Raw genomic sequence first — 19,127 nt, forward strand, 5'->3', positions numbered from 1 at the left:
TAAATACCGGGCTAAAAAGATGTTTAAAAACCGGCCGCCCTGGATAAAGCAGCCATCTTACATGTGGTTTTGATGGAGATGGTCATTAGTAAACTAGTTCTTCAGTCCGAAGTAAGCCTTTACTTCATCATAATTACCCCAGTTGATGCCTTTGGAAACACGTCCGGCAGCTGCACCAGGGACAATAACATATCTTACCAGGAATCTCTTCTGACCAGACGCATTCGTCTGTGTACTTATATTATAATTACTCATCAATATCAATGAGCCTTCTGCCAGTAAATCTCTGATATACAGATCTCCCTCGATATAAGGCACAGAAGATACCCTTGGATCTGATGCCAGATACAGGTTAAAATATACTTTTACAAGTCCTGTGTTAATTACATCTGTAGTGATTTCAGGTACTTCAAGCTCCCATACAAACTCCTGATTAACTGTATCCAGACCAAATTGTGTCTCCAGCCATTCAGAATAAATAATATTTGATGAACCCGGGTCCCCTTTGTCTCCCTTATCCCCTTTGTCGCCTTTAGCACCGTTTTCACCGGCAGGACCTGCTGGCCCTACATCGCCGTCTTTTCCGCAGGAAGCAAGTCCGAGCATTAAAGAAAACATCGCTGCAACAAAGAAATAACTGGAAATTCGTTTCATAAGTAATTGTTTGTTTGTGTTTAATTAAGATGTTTGGTTAAATAAAATATCATATGTCATTCCATCCATACTAGAAATTATTCCTCGGACACAGGTCTCCATACCGGTTGCCTATCAGAAAACCAATCAGAATCTCATGCGTGCCCTTACTTACTGCGTTTAGAGAAGAGGTAGTATAGTCATACGCATACCCGATGTTTACCATAGAACTGATATTTACACCCAACATGCCCGCAAAGCCATCCTTGACACGGTATGAGGCACCTACCCATATGCGGTCACGGTACATAAACTTAGCATTGACATCATAGCTCACAGGTGCTGCTGTTACAAGTCTTACCATAACAGAGGGTAACATGGTAAAATCATCGCTTAACCACAATCTGTATCCGCCTGAGAAAAACAGATGCGGCACCAGCTCTCCACGGTAAAGTGAGTCACCAACTATTCTACCATTATCATAAGCTACTTCCTGGGGAATAATATTCTGGGCTGCTGCTCCAATATAGAAATCCGCGCCATACAACAGCAATCCCGCATTTACTTCCGGTCGCCATTTGTTCAGCAGGGTGCTGTTACCCACAACCGGGTCGCCTGGCTGCTGGAATTGTAGTTTGGAAGCATCTACGGAAACTGACTGCATACCTGCCGAAATACCTCCGCTTATACTCAGACGGGAGGATAAAGGAATATGATGTGCATATGTAGCACTGATCGAGAACCTGTTCAACGGGCCGGTCTTATCATTCAGAATCGTCATACCTACTCCCGCATGTGCGGGAGGGGTGGCATACTCCTGCCAGTAAGCGCGCCCTCTGGGATTATCACCGGGAGGCGTCAAACCTGTTACACTGGCTACCGGATAATCACTTTTCCTAAGCGGTCCATGTACTGTGAGATAAGTCGTCACCGGAGCACCATTCAAACCAGCCCACTGGTGACGGTGACTAGCCTTTACATCCCAGTAATTTTCAATGCCCGCTACTGCCGGATTGATAATAAAAGGATTCAGGATGTACTGTGTGTAATGTGGCTGTTGTTGTGCATACATAGCCTGCGATAAGACCAACAGCAACATCAGCAACAATAGTATTCTTTTCATAAGCTTTTTGTTTTAAGTGGTGTGCATTAGCTTATTACCTGCCGCTAAGTATCCTGAACTCCGTTCTCCGGTTACGCGCACGGCCTTCCGGATTATCAGAACCATCAGGATTTGTATTAGGAGCTACAGGACGTGTTGCTGCATATCCTTTGAACTGTAAACGGCTGCTCTCTATCCCTTTGCTGACCAGGTAGTCTACGCAGCTCTTAGCACGTGCATCTGATAGCTTTTCATTAAGATCGTTAGACCCCCTGCTGTCAGTATGAGCACTCAGTTCAATGACAATAGCAGGATACTTCTGCAGCATTGCAACCAATCTATCCAGAGAAGGGAAAGAAGCTGGCTGGAGATAGGACTCATTAAAGTCATAGTATACATTTTCAAGTACAATAGGACCATCTGTGGCCGGTGGCTCCAGGGCGATAATCTGAGGCTCCGGTTTTGGTGCGGGTGGAGGAGGCGGTGGCGGTGGCACTACCTTCTTCAGTGAAAACAGCTCCAGACAGCAGGCAGCGTCTCTGTCAGACGAAAGCCATACCGATTCCAGGATATTTTCTCTACTGCCTTTACTGGTGAAATACATATCATCCTTCACTGAGTTAACAGGATAACCGAAGTTTACGGGAGCAGCCCATACACCAGCAGAATCTTTTGAATAGAAGAAGTCAAAACCACCCATTCCTACACGACCATCTGTAGAAAATACCAACAGATTTGAAGCAGCATGATAGTAAGGCGCTTCCTCATTCCAGGCAGTATTGACTACCGGACCAAGATTCTTAGTATAAAACGGCGTACCCTCACCATTCAATTCCGCTTCCCATAAATCAAAAGCACCAACGCCTCCGGGTCTGTCACTGGCATATATCAGACGTTTGCCGTCTGGTGTAACAAAAGGCTGCTGTGAGTTATAACCAGGTACATTCAGAATTGTGTCCAACTGCACAGGATCGCTCCAGGTGTCTCCTGTCTTCTTACTGCTGTAGATAGCTGCGCTTTTTTTGCCCTGCTTAATAGTCCAACGGGTCAGAAATAATGTCTTACCATCCGGAGTCACAGTAATAACTCCCTGGTCAATATCCTTGGGTTGCGGGATATTCAGCTTAGTAACCGTATCAGGATTGCCTATTGCATAATTCGCAGTGTAAACACGATTGACAAAAGCATGTCCCTTTACATCCTTATCAGGCCTGGTTGAGGTAAATACCAGTATACTATCTTTCAACCATACCGGTGCATAATTGGCCCCCACAGGATTGATGACTGCCGGTGCCTTATCAACCTTATAAAGGTTAAGATCAGGTTTGGTCATTTCAGCCATGATGAATTGCAGGTTCTGTAATTCTCTTTGAGCTGTAGCGCGGTAATTATCCTCTATAGTATAACTATCAAGGAAATTCCTGAAAGCCTTTTCTGCCAATTCATGTCTGCCCAATGCACGAAGTGCTACTGCATAATGATAACCTGCGAGCGGAAATGACGCCTTATCAAATTCCAGCGCTTCAGCATACCACGGTACGGCCTTACTATAATCATGTAAAAGACGATAACTTTCTGCCAGCTTGTAGATAGCCTGCTGCTCACTGCTGACGGTAGCCAGTGACTTTTTAGCAGCTTGCTGTGTGTTATATGGTCTATACGCTGCATTGCTTACGATCTTCCTGGAACCAGCCAGGTACTTTTCATAATATGGTGCAGCTGAGCTATATTCTGCATTTTTGTAGTAGTAATCCGCAGACCTCAGATAATTGTAGGCAACCTGTGCTTTGCCGATTGCCACTGCTGAAAACATTGCTACGGTAAGAAAAATACGTTTCATGTTCTTCTTTTGATACGTTTGGATGGATAAGGTTCAATTTTAGAGGCGCGGACAAACAAACTCCACTTCCTGGGACCGGAATAGTTTTCTGCCGATAAATGTGAGTGATAACTCAAAACTGTTGGAGCCCCTTGCCATCTTGCTCAGCTCTGAGGTATTGATATCGTAGCTTACACCAAGCGTAAAGCTCCGGTAGGTAAAGCCCGCATGTGTGGATACCGCATCTTTGAATCTATAATTCACACCCAGTAATACATCTGTAGTCGGATTAACAAACAACTGCCCATAAGCACCTGCCATTTTCTCCTCCGCATTACCTTGTCTGAGATAGAGTATGTTAGGAGTTATACTAATTGCATCAGTGACTGCCAGTTTTACACCAGCATGACCAGTAAAGCGCATGGGGAACCGGGCATCTCCGGTAACACTGAACTGGTCGGTAGGACGGGTAAGATGCGCTACGGAGAAACCACCGAAGATATTATACGCCTTTCCTGGTGCTGCATCGTAGTACAATACACCTGCGCCTGCATCAAATGAAGTAGCAGCGGTTCTGCTGAAGCCATCAGCGCTTGGAGTACCGGGATTATAACCTGTGATAGGATTCCACTGGTCTCCGAATGTAAGCTTGGAGGCATCAAATTTACGCTGGATAAGCCCAAACTGCAAACCAAAGACTACACGATGGTTACCAGCAGCACCAAACCGTACACCTGTATAAGATGCACTTCCATATGCTGTTGTATAATTGTAGCCACCATCGCCGGCGCGCTGGTTCAGTACACTTGCACCGAAATTAAACTGCTTCTCAGTGGTGAAGTCAGCTGCTACGCCGTAGGTTGTAAACGGGTCACTGATGTTCCCCCATTGGTTACGATAGATGGCTCCGATACGATACTGGCCATCAAATGCGCCGGTCAGTGCCGGATTGAGCCACGACGGATACACATAATACTGGGAAAAATGCGGATCGGTCTGCGCTTTTGCTGTATTCCCTGTGAAGATCAAAAAGGGCAATACCAGGATGATAGATAGTATATTTCTCATTTTGGTCGATATTTTCAGATGATTATTGTAAAATGACTACATAGCCTGTCATTGGGGCAAATCCATGTTTTAGTTTGATGACATAGTAATACGTGGCCTGCGGTAACAAACTGCCTTTATAGGTGCCATCCCAAGGTGTCTTATAGCCTTCAGAATAATATACCCGTTGCCCGTAGCGATTAAAGACTTCGACAACACATTCTGCATACTCTGAGAGGTTAGTCAGTACCCACTTGTCGTTGATCTGGTCGCCATTAGGTGAAAAAGCATTGGGCACTGTGACTGGCTTGAATACTTTGACTGATAGTTCATCAGTTGCTATACAACTCCCCTCTCCTATTGCAGTGAGTGTATAAACCTGATCTTCCATTGCTCTTAACACAGGCCTTAAAGCTGTGGGGTCTGATAGTCCGTCCGGAGGGGTCCAGCGGAAGGTTAACACGGTGGAATCATTAGCGGTTGGGTTAAACCTGATCTGCGTACCCTGATTAACAATGAATGACTGACCGGCATCTATAACTGGCTGGAGATACACCACCACATTACCGGTATATGGTACAGATACACAACCAGCGCCATTAGTCACCACCAGCTGCACGGAATAGTCTCCCGGGTCAGTGTATCGTTTCACCGGATTACGGTCGGTAGAACTACTTCCATCGCCGAATGTCCAGGCCCATGATACAATATCACTATTGTTATCTAAACTTTGGTCGGTGAATACATTATCAGCTCCCTGGCATAATGTATCCGGAGATACTGAGAAGTCGGCCACAGGCTGTGCAAAGAAGGCATCCAGCACCTTTGCCGTTGTCGCGGTACAACCATATACAGAGGTAGCAGTTAGTGAAACTGTGTAAGTACCTGCATTCTGATAGTGATAAAGCGGAGATACCGCTGTTTCCACACCTCCATCGCCAAACGCCCACTGGTAAGTCATTACTGCATTATCCGGAGTGGTTGACTGGTTGGTGAACTGCGCAGCGCCTTCGGGCATACAGATGTTGCCTGGCAGTATAAACTCGGGAACCGGAAGCGCATGTACATTGATCGTTCTTGTTGCAGTATCACTGCTACAACCATGGTCACTTACAGCAACCAGCTTTGCATTGTATGCTTTCCAGGCAGCATAATTTTTACTAAAAACAGCATTATCTGTACGGGTCTCAGTACTACCATCACCATAATACCACTTCCAGGCAGCAATTGTACCTGATGTAATTGTGGACTGATCGGAAAAACGAACAGTATCTCCCAGACATACATTCTCATTCGCTGCAAATGCAGGTTGCGGTTTAGGATATACGGTGATTGGAGCAGATATGGAATCAGTACAGCCGCCCTGCGCTGTAAATACATACCAGATTGTATGCGTACCGGCACCAGCACTCAAAGGATCAAACACACCTGATTGCGATACACCAGGGCCTTTGTAAACACCTGTACCTGTTACACCATTTGTCACACTTGCGCGTGCTACAGATATTACAGATTTATCATTTACGCACACGGCTGGCAAGGATGCGCCAAACGTCAAGGCAGGCTTCAGATTGAATGTCGCACGAACTGTAGTATCGTTAGTACAACCCTGTGCAGTAGTTACCGTATAGCGGATGGTGTAGGTTCCGAACTTTGAGTAGCTATGCAGGGGGTCTGCAATATTCGCAGTATCGGGATTACCAGGTGTAGCATTTGGATCTCCGAATTTCCATGTGTAGGCAGCAATTGTTTGTCCGTCAGGCACGGTAGAAGTACTTGTAAACTGCACTTCACCGCTAGCCAGCAAACAACTGTCAGGGTAGCTGAATCCCGGAATCGGCTTCGCATTTACAACTACCTGTTTAGTCACAGTATCGCTTACACATAGCTCGCTGATACTAACTACATGTGATACTGTATAGATTCCATAACCTGCATATTTCGCAGTCTGGGTTGTATCCTGGTCAACAGCAATCGTGATATCATTGCCGAAATCCCAGTACCAATTATTAATAGCAGCTGTTCCGCCGTATGTAGACTGATCTGTCATGCTTATACTACCACCTTCGCATACAGCTGTCGGCGCTGTAGAAAAATCAGCTACAGGTCTGGCCACAACGGTTACCGGTATCAGGGTATCTGCAATACACCCCTCTTTTGAAATCACATCAAGTTGTACCTGCTGCTGACCTACCGGGAAGGTGTGTTTAACCAGTGCGCCACTGTCCTGTACCGCTCCGGGATAAGTCCATTTCCAGCGATCTATAGTATAACCGTTCCCACTGCTGTCTGCTTTGAAATAAACGGTATCTGATGTACACCCGGTAAAATCTGTCGAGAAAGAAGCAACAGGCTTACGCTTTACATCTACCGAAATTTTCACTTCTTCTGTATGATCACACTTCTCAATTCCCGGATGTGTATTGATAATTGGTATTTCATATTTACCTATCGTACTGAATGAGTAAGTACCCGGAAGTGTATATTTATAATATGGCACTCCATTTACCAGCTCTTCACCTACTGGAGAAGGATTGGCTTGTGTCACATCAGCATTGGGAGTAATCAGGTTGCCCAGCTTGCTGATATTCCAATGCATTTCAGTAGGCTGATACGCCAGTAAGACAGATAATTCAACAGGTGTTTGTGTACAGGTGAAATCATTCTTATAATTGGAGGTATCATGTTCATTATGAATTACGCCGATAACATTCAGGTTATTGATAAGCGTCCCGGCGTTATACCCGTAACTCTCTACAGAACCAAGGCCATAGGTAACTGCTGTGAAAGCTGAATCACTTTGTACTATACATTGTGCCTGGGAAGCGTTCCACCTCTTTACCACTACTGAATAACCGGACAAGTTAGGATGAGGCAATATATAGTTCCAGGAATTACCTACACCGTCAATAGATAATGTATTAACACCCTCGGTAGGTATGATCATGGTAAGGTAGTTTACATTAATACTTTCACGGTTATTTCTGTAAAAACCTATGCGTTTAATTGACTGCTCCACCGGGCTGAGGTAAACCATTTCCGGATCTCCGTCTCCCCCTGTATTCGGACAGGAGCCGGTAGACGACATGTATTGTGCTACAAGAATAGGTTTATCAGCTTCAATATAATCAGGGGTATCGCTCTCATATTCGTAGTATGAATTATTCAGCAACCCGGTAAGTTGTACACCATTACGCTTTACGACAGTAGCAGGGTCCTTTACTACAACCTTATATGGATTGGTCATAAAGCTGCTGGGGGTACTACTTGTGGAACTAGGGGCTGTCAGATACCTTTTTCCCCATGCCTGGGAAGGAAACACCTGCTGAATGTTATTGTCGCCACTGGAACCGAAACCGCCGGAACAGGCAATACTTGTACGACTACTCCCGGAGAATACCGCTACCGGGAAACAGGTGTCATTAGCATTTGCGATTGATCTGACTGTAGTACCCGTCATTTCACGGCCTGCACTTCCTCCGAGAGAAGCGCCTACAACCTGGTAGATCTCTCCCCTGTTAAGCGTAACCGTAAACGGCACACCAGGCTGTTTGTTATTACGGGTTAGTACGGAGGGAGTTATCTCTACAACGGTATTGTTCTCCCTGGCAACTACAAACATCCAGGAGAAACAGTCAAAATCATATTCCTGCTGACTATTCAGCGAAACGTAGTAATAACCCCAGGTCTCTTCAGGCATCAGCATTGTAGCGCCTGAAGATGCACTACCATAGATATGAGCATAGGCAACAATAGGGACATCGCTGACTATATGAATACCTTTCCGCTGGAAGAGTCCTTCGCCACCAGTACCACCAAATGTTGGCGGCACTGAATATAACCTTGCATCAAATGCACCTGTCTTAGGTATCTGATCTGTGGCTATTACTGTATTAGCGGGAATAGTATACGATCTTGTCCACGTAGTACCATCAATAGTTACTGTGACATTAGCAGGTTCTTCTGCGCTTAGATAGAGTACCATCTCCTGGGTATTACCTCTGCCAGGTTCCATGAACTGATGGTGCCCGTAGCCAACCCAGAAGCTTTTTCCTTTGTTGGATAAATTCTGACCATAGGTTTGCAAACAAGTTAGCAGGATTATTACAGCAGTTATAAGACTGCTTAACAACTTCCCGCCGCTGTTGCTCCCGCCATAAGGCGAAGAGCAATAGCAAGCAAAGAGTTGTCTGGTTGATCTGAATGTCCATTTCTCCATAAAACCATATTTATATTACCTCAGGAGGTTGAGCGTACCTTTTCTTTCTATACTGGTTCCATCTGCCAGTCTGAGTTTACAGATATAGATGTATACGCCGGATGGTTGTGCTTTACCCTGATAGGTACCATCCCATCCGAGTTGCTGATTATTGGATTCAAAGATTTTTTCACCCCATTGGTTGAATACCATGAAATGAATTTCTCTTACCACTGCGCCATATACCAGCCACGTGTCATTTTTACCATCACCGTTAGGGGTAAATCCTGTCGGTATATAAATGCCATCCGGTAATGTCTTACCGGTAACTGCCTGAGACACTTTGTCTTCACAACCGGTCGCTTTTACGAGCAGGGTCACACTCTGCTGCGGTTTGAGACCGGTTACAAGATGTTCCAGTCCGTCGGCACCAGCAGATGGCGTCAACCATGTTGTACCATTGTCTGTTGATACCAGGTAACCTGTCGCACCAGCAATTTCATTCCATGTAAATCTGATCTGATCAACACCAATTGAATCTACTCTGAGTACCGGTGCGGCCAGTTGAGGCATAACCAGTAATGTTGCCGGGGTACGTATCATACCTGCACAACCACCCTTGGTAGTTTCGACATAGTATACTGCCGGGCTGACTGCATCTTTTATCTCCAGCGTCGTTCCGCTCGCTAAGAGTGCACCACCGGTAACCGAGTTATACCAGTTATAGGTTGCTGCCGGATCCGGGTTTAGTACTGTAAAAGATGCATCGGTGTTTGCACAGATAGTTAGCGTATCTGTTATCAGAAGAGCGGCAGTTGGTTCGTTAACAACTATCTTTTTCACGGTATCACCTACACAACCATCTCTGGTAATTACCTGCAGCGTATCATAGTATTCACCGGCTGCATCATATTGTTTGGTCACATTACGTGTGTCAGCGCTTGTGCCATCACCAAATGACCATTTCCACTTACTGATCAGCGCATTGTTCTCTGTAGTAGCAGTTCCGTTCAACACGGCAACATCACTGATACAACCATTGTAGCTGATTGCAAAGTCTACATGCGGTGCAGGTGTTACTTTTACTTTTAGATAGGTCGTTATACTGTTATCGCAACTTTCAATAGCAGGATCAGTTACTTTAACAGGTATCAGATAGTCGCCCGGTGCTGAGAAAGCATATTCCGTTGCAATCTGATATTGATAATATGTCTGTCCGTCTATAACTAGTGTGTCTTCAGGAACAGGATTATTTGAAACGATATCTGTGGAAGGCGTTAGGTTGCTCACCTCGCTCAGTTTCCAGGTGAGCGTTGCCGGCGCCATTGGCAATAGTGCTGTAAGACGGAATGGGGTCTTAACACAAGTATAAGCATTTTTATTACCTGTTTGATTATTTGTGTTGGCAAATGCTGGTTGTATGTTCAGATTTCTGATCTGCATAGCTACATTATATACATAGCTCACATCGTATCCAAACCCATAAGTAATTGCCGTGAACGCTGAATCACTCTTAACAGTACTTAACGCATCAGCAGCATCCCAACGTTTTACCACTACTACGTAATCTGCCTTATTCTGATGATTGAATGTATAACTGAAGGTGTTACTTCCATCGATCAGTAAGGAATTAAGTCCCTGCTTATGGATCACCAGCGCTATGAAGTTATAGTCGATGCCCGCATCAGCATTGCGATAGAAAGTAGCTTTCTTAACAGCTTGCTCAACAGGGGTCAGATATACCATATCCACATCCCCACCAGGAGCATTGTTACAAGAACCATCATTTGTGAAGTATTGTGCTACAGTTACCGGCTTGTCGGCTTCAATAGACTCTCCTACCTTACTTTCAAATTCATAATAGGTGTTATTAATGAGTGTATTAAGCGGTATCTGTACATTGTTCCTTTTCACCATGGTAGCAGGATCCTTCACCAGCACCCGGTATATATTATTCATCAGCCGTACAGGATCTGCCATACCGGAAGATGGAGCTGTCAGGAATGTTTTACCCCATGACTGTACCGGCAGATTCTGTTGAACGATATTATCGCCCTCTGAACCTACAAAGCCACCAGAGCCACCACATCCGAAGGAACTGAAGCTGTTGCCTGAGAATACGGCCACCGGATAACATTTCCCAGCCGCGTTCTGTACAGCGCGAACAATACTTCCGGAAAGGTCATACCCCTCATCTTCATTCATGCTAGCGCCCAGTACCTGGTACACCTCACCCCTGTTCAGTGTTACCTGGAACGGCACTCCGGCGGTACGGCCACCGGCTGTCGCCTGCGAAGGTGTGATTTCGACTACAGAGCTGTCATTGTCTGCAACAATATAGAACCAGGAGAATGCATTCGCATCTGCATACTGGCGTGCAGTCATTGGACGATACTCATATCCATAAGTACCTACCGGCATCAGGAGAGTAGCACCCGCTGTGGACGAGCTATACTGATGGGCATAAGCTGTGATCGGCGCATCGCTTTCAATACTGATACCGAAAGGATATAAACCTTCTCCCGAAAGACGTGCGTCGCTCAGACCTGCTTTCGGTATAAAATCAGTAGTGAGTGATGAATTGGCCGGAACCAGATAATCTTTACCCCACGCAGTGCCATTCACTTTTACTACTACATGTGCAGGCGTCTGGCCAGCTACAAGATGTAAGGCAAGATTCTGGTCATTGTCCGTAATAAAACTTCTGTCATGACCATACGCAACCCAGAAGCGGGTACCAAGGTTGGAAGTATCTGCTCCCGCCGGACCTTCATTGTCAAAAATCAACTTTCCTTTCAGCCCGGTGAACTTATCGAGGTATTGCAGCGCAGTATCTGCCAGGATGTTCTTAGCCTCATTCACAGTACTGCTATCATTAACAATCCAGGTATCAGCGGCATCCGTTCTGCCTAAACGCACATTTTTCTCCCTGTCCATATACCCCAACCAGGAATCTACGTAGAACTGCTCGATATTAAACTTGTAGTTGCTGCCGCCTGTTACATCAACATCTGTATAGAAGTACATGAATGGCGTACCAGCTGTAAGATTAGGAGGTACCACACCTGAGTAGCGTTTCAATACAATAGTGGATGGTACTGCCGTGTTAGGATCCCAGGTAATTTTAGCGACCGTATCAGAACCATACAGGAACTGCTGGGTGATACCAGGTGCCGGTGTAGCAGGAATAGCCTGCAGTACTGTCGGCTGTGCGGTTGGCAGGAACTCATAGGCTCCCATATCAGGCACACCCGCAGTCAGTGAAACGGGGCGGGATCTTCTATTGATATCATGATCGTTACCAGCTATCTGTACACCACGGCCGTGGATAGCCCATACATCCGGATTTGCAAGATCTGGTTCAAGCGTAGCGATACTGGCAAACGCCGGCTTATACACAATGGAGCTGATATCAAGGTCTGAAGCCGCAATCCAGTGAGACAGACTATCATAGTCGTCGCCTGTCCCACTTCTTGATATCAGTGTATTGCCTGTTGTGTAATAAGTGTTGTAATCACTGTTGATATAGTCGCTCAGTACAATCTCAGCTGCAACGCCACCACCTTCGTTCGTAAAGATGTTATTGCGCATGCGTACATTTCCATCAGCCGGACTGGTATGAGAGAAATATCCCGCTACATTCGGTCCCGTTGAGGTAGAGGCATTATAAACAGAGTTGTTATAGTAGTTGATATTGTTACCCTGATTGCTGAATAAGCCATACGCTACAGCACCGGTTGTCTTTACTGATATGATGTTGTTAACCGTTGTATTATAAGACGAAGTATTATTTGCAAGCGCCCATATCATACCCGTGTTACCATTCAATGCATTTACCTTATTTGCTTCAACGAGGCCGGTAGCTGCAGCCGATCCCCTACAATCCTGCAAGGCTATACCCCAGATGGAGGCACTTGTATTGCTGATTGTAAGTGTGTTGTTGATAACTTTATATGCAGTATCGCCTGAATTAAGTACGATACCATACGCAGTTCCCGCAAGCGGATCTTTAATATCAACAATATTTTTTGATACAACAGGTCTTGTTACGTAGTGTAAATAAATGCCGCTTGAAAATACACCAGCAATATTATTACTATCGACTACCAATCCATGTACTTCATCATTAACTGAGGTACCGGAGAAGTGAATGCCACTTGACCCGTTTCTAAGCGTATTACCTACAATTGCGATATTTCCACCTTTAAACTCATCTGCGAAAACACCTACCGCATCCGTATTATCTGCCGTTACAGCAGGTACATTGATATGGTTGTTCACCAGACTGTCTTTAACGGCGTTGCCGGAGAATACCACTGCTCGTCCACTTGCAGCTGTGGTAGCAGTGATAGTAATATTCCTATAGGTAATGTAACTGGCGCTGTCAAGCATCAGGACATAATTGTTGGCTGCTGTTCCTGCATAGGTGAGGGTTGCTGAAGCCGGATTGCCATTCTGGCTACGGAATGTTACGCGACTGGTATCAGATGCACCAGGAATACGGTGCATGCGTATCTGCTCTGTATAAGTACCAGGTACTACATCAAAAATCACCTCTCCGGCTATACCACATTCCATAGCAGTAACTGCTGCCTGGAAAGATGTAAAGTTCCTTGTGCCTGTACCGGTAGGATTAATGGTATATACACCTTTGATCAGTGGCTGATTCATATTAACGAATGCTACTTCAGACCAGGCTGTATCTGTACCACTACACACCAGCTGACAACGGAAATAATTGTTAGCGCCGAGTTCTGTCTTCAGTCCTGGGATATAAGCCGTATCACTGATATAGATCCATGGACCTGATGCTGAGTAAGAAGCCTGCCATTGGTAGGTGAGACGACCTGCTGTTGTGTTCTCAATCAGATCAAGCGTGATATGTGTACCCATACAGATACCTGTATTGGGGCTTACGACCGCCTTACCTGCATTTATTGGTGTCTGACATAGTGGCAGACTAATCTCATAAGCACCGACATCAGGTGTTGTACTACTTCTGGACTTCCCTAAGATATCGCTAGTTATACCCTGGGGTATCCCTGTATTGTCTAATTTGAAAAATACAGGCATCAGATTACCATTCTGCAGATCTGCATAGATTGGATCGAAATCGGTCGATGCACTATCTTTCTGGGTATTGGCTTTCCACTCAGTCAATGTGCTGCGTGCACCGTTGAAGTAGCCCACATAGTTATCCGCATCGTCTCCCTTCACATAATAGTTGTTATTCTGTATATCTGCGTCGCCACTCAGATAAATTGCATATTTCGGCTCTGCACCGGTACTGGTAACTGTAATGTTGTTATTGATGAACTTAGTATTAGTACCGGATATAATGTAACAGCCAGCAGTAGTGTTCCATGTTTGTGTAGAACCCGGAGCATCTACAGAGATGCTGTTATGCAATGCAATGATATTAGTAGAATATGAAATGGAGATTCCACGGCGGTTGCCATTGACATTCATATTATAGATAACATTGTTAGCTATTGTATCGGCTTTTCCGTCATCTGCATTACAGTTATCAAAGGATATAGCATAATATGTGCTGGACGTAGGTTGTGGTGCTCCGTTAGAAACAACATTGCGCAATACCCTGGCATTATTGTGACGGGAAGTCATAGAGATACCATATACAGACCAATCAGCGTTCTGGCGGGTTGGCCGACTCACGATATTGTCTGCAATCAGTGTATTGCCGGTATATGAAGAGTAGATTCCTCTGGAATAGAAGTCTTTTACCTCATTACCTACGATCTGGTAGTTGGATGTTCCAGCATTGAAGTAGCCCATTACAACTATACCATAGAAGCCACCGGATATCCTGTTGCGGCTGAAGATATTGCTGACACTAAAACTATTCGCACTGTTGTTTACAGCATCTGTTTCAGAGGTGCTGGCAATAATACCTGCATACTGATCACTTGTCGCATCTGCCTTCGTAAGAATTTCGCACCTGGTAACAACATTGCTATCAGCATGATTGAAGAACTGTACACCCCAACCATAACTACCATTACCTGTTGCATCTATCTTCAGACTATCAAAGGTGATATGGTCAGCCTTACGTAGTTTTATGACTGCTTTATCACTTGCATCGTTGCTTGAGAAATGGATGGTGTTACCATTACCTTTGAAAGTGATAGTATTGATAGCAGACGCACCTGGAATAGAATCCAGCACGAGTTGTTCCTCATATGGTGTACGACCCGCAGTTACTTCAAAGATGATCGGACCAGCTATTCCGCACATCATTGCCTGCTTTGCATCATTAAAGCTGTTATAATTTAATCCGCCTGTTGGCTGATTCTTATCAATAGTATATGTATTTGGTGCCAAGGCACCATTAACGGTAAGCAGTGCCGGGGTGGAATAACTTGTATTCGTTCCACAGGTCAAAGCAGCCCTGTAATAAAGCGTTGTGCTTGCAAGAATTGTACTGTCTGAATAACTTGATGACGGACCCAGGTTTGTATAAGTTCCATTTAGCGTTGCAGATGACTGCCATTGATAAGTCTGACTATCGCCCATTGAATTGCCAGCCAGACTCAATATTACTGGCGCACCAGCACACACTATCTGCTTACTGAGTTGTGTGGACCCTCCGGTTGGTGGAGTAACACAAGGTGGCGGGGTAAACTCATATGCACCCAGATCAGGTGCACTGATATTACGCGCGATGTTGTTAATGTCAACAGGGGTATTCACAACATTTCCTCGGTTATTCAGACTTGCATTGGTCGCCGAGTAATTACCGGTTGCGATGTCCTGGTAGAATGGATTGACTGAAAATGATGCAGCATCCTGCTGACTAGCCATTTTCCAGTCACTCAGTGTAGGTTGATTCTTGGTATAATAACCTATAAATTTATTAGCACCAATGGGATTGATAAAAATGTCATTCTTGTCCGACACGACATCTCCTGCAGGATAAGCATTACCAAAATACAGTCCGTATTGTGGAATAGTAGAGGTTGCAGTTAGCGTAATGATGTTGTTAACAAACTCAATACCTGCGGCATCATTCATCTGGACATAACCCGCGAGCTTGTAAGTATTATTAGTACTGGATGATGTGCCATCTATTGAGATAGTATTATGATAAAACCTGACGTTGCTGGCTCCGTTGTTGTAGATACCATACCGGTTCGCTGCTCCGTTCAGATTATAAACCAGGTTATTCACTACTTCATTTTCCAGACCTGACAAGGCCTCTACATTGTCAAGGTAGATGCCATAAAATGAGGAAGTACTGGTAGTGTTGCCACCGAATGGATTAGATATTCTATTACCGTCAATTGACACCTTAGTACTGAGGTCCTGGAGATGAATAGCCGCATAGGTGGTAACTCCATTGCGCGTTGGCCGGCTAAAGTTATTATTCTTAATTAGCGTATTGAACGCTCCATGCACATATACACCTCTGTAATAGGATTCCGTAATTGTATTACCTGTAATTTTATTACGCTGGTTAGCAACAGAGGAACTACCCACCAGTGTAATACCGTAATATCCACCTGTAATAGTATTGTTACTGAATGTATTGTCATCACAATTCGCAGCACCTCTTCCCGCCGGATCGGAATGTGAGGCACTCAACGCGATACCTGCATAACTTGAGGTTGAATTGGTAGCCTGTAGGGTAATTGTACAGTTATTAATAGTATTGAAATCTGCATCATTGATCAGATGAACGCCAATTCCCCTTTGGGCAGAGGTAGTACCTTTCGGTACTATTTTCAGATCGTTAAAGGTGAAGTAGTCAGCACCATTTAATTTAATTACTGCAGCTTCATTCGCATTTGTAGAAAGGTAAGTAATAGTCTGGTTATTACCATTGAAGGTAATTGTATTAGTAGCTGATGCGCCTCCAACGGGAGTAATGATCAGTTGTTCATCATATGTACCGCTGCCTGCTACTACATTAAACACAACTGCACTATCTATACCACATTTGATATAGTCATAAGCAGCGTTAAATGATACAAAGTTACCATTGCCGGCAGGGGCATTTTTGTTAATAGTAAAAACACCACGTATCAGGGCCGGACTTGTTACCTGTGCAGCCGAAGAACTAGCAGAAGCGCCACTACCAGTACATGTCACAACACATCGGTAATAGGTAGTAACAGTCTGCGTCCTGTTAGGTAAAAACGGAGTTGTAGCACCAGCGATGTTTATCCAGTTGATATTATCAGCAGATGACTGCCACTGGTAGGTTAACCCGGTAGCAGCTGTAGCCCCGGTAAGCGACAGGTTAAACGTGCCTCCCATACAGATGTTTGTTTGGGAGGAGGTAGCGGTGCCTGCAACTGGTGTACCTGTACAGGCAGCTGCGGGGGTATAATTAAAGATAATAACAGGACGTGTGGTCATCGTACCAGAGTTGCTGGTATTATTAGTCGCACATAGGTTACCCATGTTGTCAGCCCTGTATTGATGCGAGCCATTAAAACTCAGACCTGTCGTCCATTGAACAGCAGGATTTGCAGTATAGTCAGCCCCTCCGTTACAGATTTCTACAATAATATTATCTGTACCATTCCAGAAAAACGTTGGTTGGAGATTAAAGCTGTTCACGCCTGTAACAGGTTGATAGTTTACCGGTCCGAAAACAGTACTTCCGGAAGGTTCCCAGGTAGCAGCATTGAGCGTAGCTACGGATGTGCCGGCGATTTTTATTGTGTAATCTTCAATAATGCCGGTGCCATTAAGTCCGTTGACAGTAAACTTTACTGCATTGATATAACCTGGCTGCATGCCTGCAGCTGTCATTTCACTGGCGAGATAAAGGAACTGTCCTCTGGAACCTTCATAGTAGTCTTGTAAGGGGCAGGGGTAACCATTGTTATTACTGGCGCCGTTGGCTGTCCCGATAGTAATATCTGTCTGTCCGAATGAGTACAGACCAGATAATAACAACGCGACCAGGTATAAAGAAGCCTTATATAATACAGAAACAGGCTGAGTTTTCATGGCTGTTTATTTTAAGTATTTCTTTGAATAATGCGCTGGGCAAACATTACTGTTGCCAGCTAATCCAGGTTCTGGCATCTCTGGCGTTTACCATATCATAGGAAGTGGGACTTGTCTGCACAAAATAAAAACCCTCACTTTCCTGATATTTTGTGATGATCCTGGAAACTGTGTTTGAAGCTGTTGCAGGAATGTCTCCGAATACAAGCTGCGTATATTCAAAGGCTACAGTACCATTTGTTCTGAATACGGGGGTTAACGCTGGACCATAGGCAAACCCGCTTGGCACAATACCGGTGAAATCATAAGTGCCGTCATAAACCGGGAAATAAACCATAAAGTTGAATCCTTCAAGTCTGTTTACGCCATAGGCATCGTCAACGCCATCTATATGAAATCCTAATGGAGATGCCCAATAGGTACGGGTAGCTGCGGCTGTGTTATACCAACGTCTTCCTGCAGCTATATCCAGCACCTGGGGTTTGATAGAACTGGAAATAAGTGCGGTGTTTTCTCCAGCTTTCATTGTCATGCGCTGTGTGTTGGCATTCCATTTTATATCGTTAAAACCGGAGAATGATATTGCCCCGTCTCTGAATGGATTTGAAAAAACAATACCATTATTATCAAAGTGATAATTCGTAATAAATGTCTTCTCTCCATTATTCGAGTTCCAGGTAAATCTGAGCTGACGATATCTGAGATCGGCGTATATGTCATACTTGTTATTTCCAACAGTCAGCTCTTTGAAATAAGTAAGGAACCGGGAAAATTTATTGAACTCCCAGTTCCGTTTTTTATCGTAATAATCCTGTGCCTCTTGCGAGGTAGCTTTAACGAAGATGGCCTTACTGCCATTCAGACGTCCTGTAAGTTTTATAGTATCTTCAGAGACATTATCTATAGAAAATTCAAAATCAGAAAATAATCCTTTTCCATAATATCCGCCATTCTTGCTGGCATCAGGATCACACAGTACATGGATATAGGAATAGGTGTCAAACAAAAGGCAAGGTTGCTGCAATGATTTCAGGCGGTAGCTGCTTGTCCTTACCGTAACTGCCGACAATGAATCGAAGTCAGAAAACATGTCTACCCTGTTAGTACTATCAAACCTGAAGTAAAATCCAAAGCCGGTGGCAGGCAATGCTGATGGATAGACCAATGCCTTCCAGCCATATGGAGCGCCTGTCAGTGCCTTACTATATGCTGCCAGTGTTTCATTGATCCTGTCGTCTGGCGACCCATCGAAGACATCATCATACTCCTTTTTACAGGAAGTAAATGCGACGAGGAGCAGCATAAAACATATTGATAAATTTCTTCTCATAAGGATTATGTAATTGATC

7 protein-coding genes are annotated in these 19,127 nt (G+C 44.6%); all 7 read right to left on the reverse strand.

Annotation, left to right across the window (positions count from 1 at the left end):
* Positions 1 to 93 precede the first annotated feature (93 nt).
* The 7 genes from K1Y79_RS05525 to K1Y79_RS05555 all read right to left on the reverse strand — a co-directional run bounded on the left by K1Y79_RS05525 (position 94) and on the right by K1Y79_RS05555 (position 19,108).
* A complete protein-coding gene (locus K1Y79_RS05525) occupies positions 94 to 654 on the reverse strand; it encodes a hypothetical protein (RefSeq protein WP_220248997.1) in 561 nt (186 codons plus the stop codon).
* A gap of 70 nt (positions 655 to 724) precedes the next feature.
* The gene (locus K1Y79_RS05530) at positions 725 to 1,756 is read right to left on the reverse strand and encodes a PorP/SprF family type IX secretion system membrane protein (RefSeq protein ID WP_220248998.1); all 1,032 of its coding nucleotides are present in this window, start codon (positions 1,754 to 1,756) and stop codon (positions 725 to 727) included.
* Positions 1,757 to 1,790: 34 nt separating this feature from the next.
* Entirely contained in the window at positions 1,791 to 3,575 is a 1,785-nt protein-coding gene (locus tag K1Y79_RS05535; RefSeq protein WP_220248999.1) for an OmpA family protein, read from the reverse strand.
* 39 nt (positions 3,576 to 3,614) lie between these two features.
* Complete coding sequence (locus K1Y79_RS05540; protein ID WP_220249000.1) at positions 3,615 to 4,622, reverse strand: PorP/SprF family type IX secretion system membrane protein; 1,008 nt, start codon at positions 4,620 to 4,622, stop codon at positions 3,615 to 3,617.
* A 22-nt stretch (positions 4,623 to 4,644) separates the two neighbouring features.
* Positions 4,645 to 8,688 (reverse strand): PKD domain-containing protein, encoded by a 4,044-nt coding sequence (locus K1Y79_RS05545; protein WP_236059501.1) that lies wholly within the window; start codon positions 8,686 to 8,688, stop codon positions 4,645 to 4,647.
* 147 nt (positions 8,689 to 8,835) lie between these two features.
* Complete coding sequence (locus tag K1Y79_RS05550) at positions 8,836 to 17,778, reverse strand: Ig-like domain-containing protein (protein ID WP_220249002.1); 8,943 nt, start codon at positions 17,776 to 17,778, stop codon at positions 8,836 to 8,838.
* A 46-nt stretch (positions 17,779 to 17,824) separates the two neighbouring features.
* Positions 17,825 to 19,108, reverse strand: coding sequence for a DUF4302 domain-containing protein (locus K1Y79_RS05555; protein WP_220249003.1), 1,284 nt, complete (start codon positions 19,106 to 19,108; stop codon positions 17,825 to 17,827).
* Positions 19,109 to 19,127 lie beyond the last annotated feature (19 nt).

This window comes from Chitinophaga rhizophila, assembly GCF_019492185.1.
Taxonomy (GTDB): Bacteria; Bacteroidota; Bacteroidia; order Chitinophagales; family Chitinophagaceae; genus Chitinophaga; species Chitinophaga rhizophila.

Bases quoted from the DNA above. Each gene is read 5' to 3' on its own strand.
- K1Y79_RS05530 (WP_220248998.1), bottom strand. From the start codon at position 1,756: ATGAAAAGAATACTATTGTTGCTGATGTTGCTGTTGGTCTTATCGCAG.
- K1Y79_RS05540 (WP_220249000.1), bottom strand. From the start codon at position 4,622: ATGAGAAATATACTATCTATCATCCTGGTATTGCCCTTTTTGATCTTC.
- K1Y79_RS05535 (WP_220248999.1), bottom strand. From the start codon at position 3,575: ATGAAACGTATTTTTCTTACCGTAGCAATGTTTTCAGCAGTGGCAATC.
- K1Y79_RS05525 (WP_220248997.1), bottom strand. From the start codon at position 654: ATGAAACGAATTTCCAGTTATTTCTTTGTTGCAGCGATGTTTTCTTTA.
- K1Y79_RS05555 (WP_220249003.1), bottom strand. From the start codon at position 19,108: ATGAGAAGAAATTTATCAATATGTTTTATGCTGCTCCTCGTCGCATTT.
- K1Y79_RS05550 (WP_220249002.1), bottom strand. From the start codon at position 17,778: ATGAAAACTCAGCCTGTTTCTGTATTATATAAGGCTTCTTTATACCTG.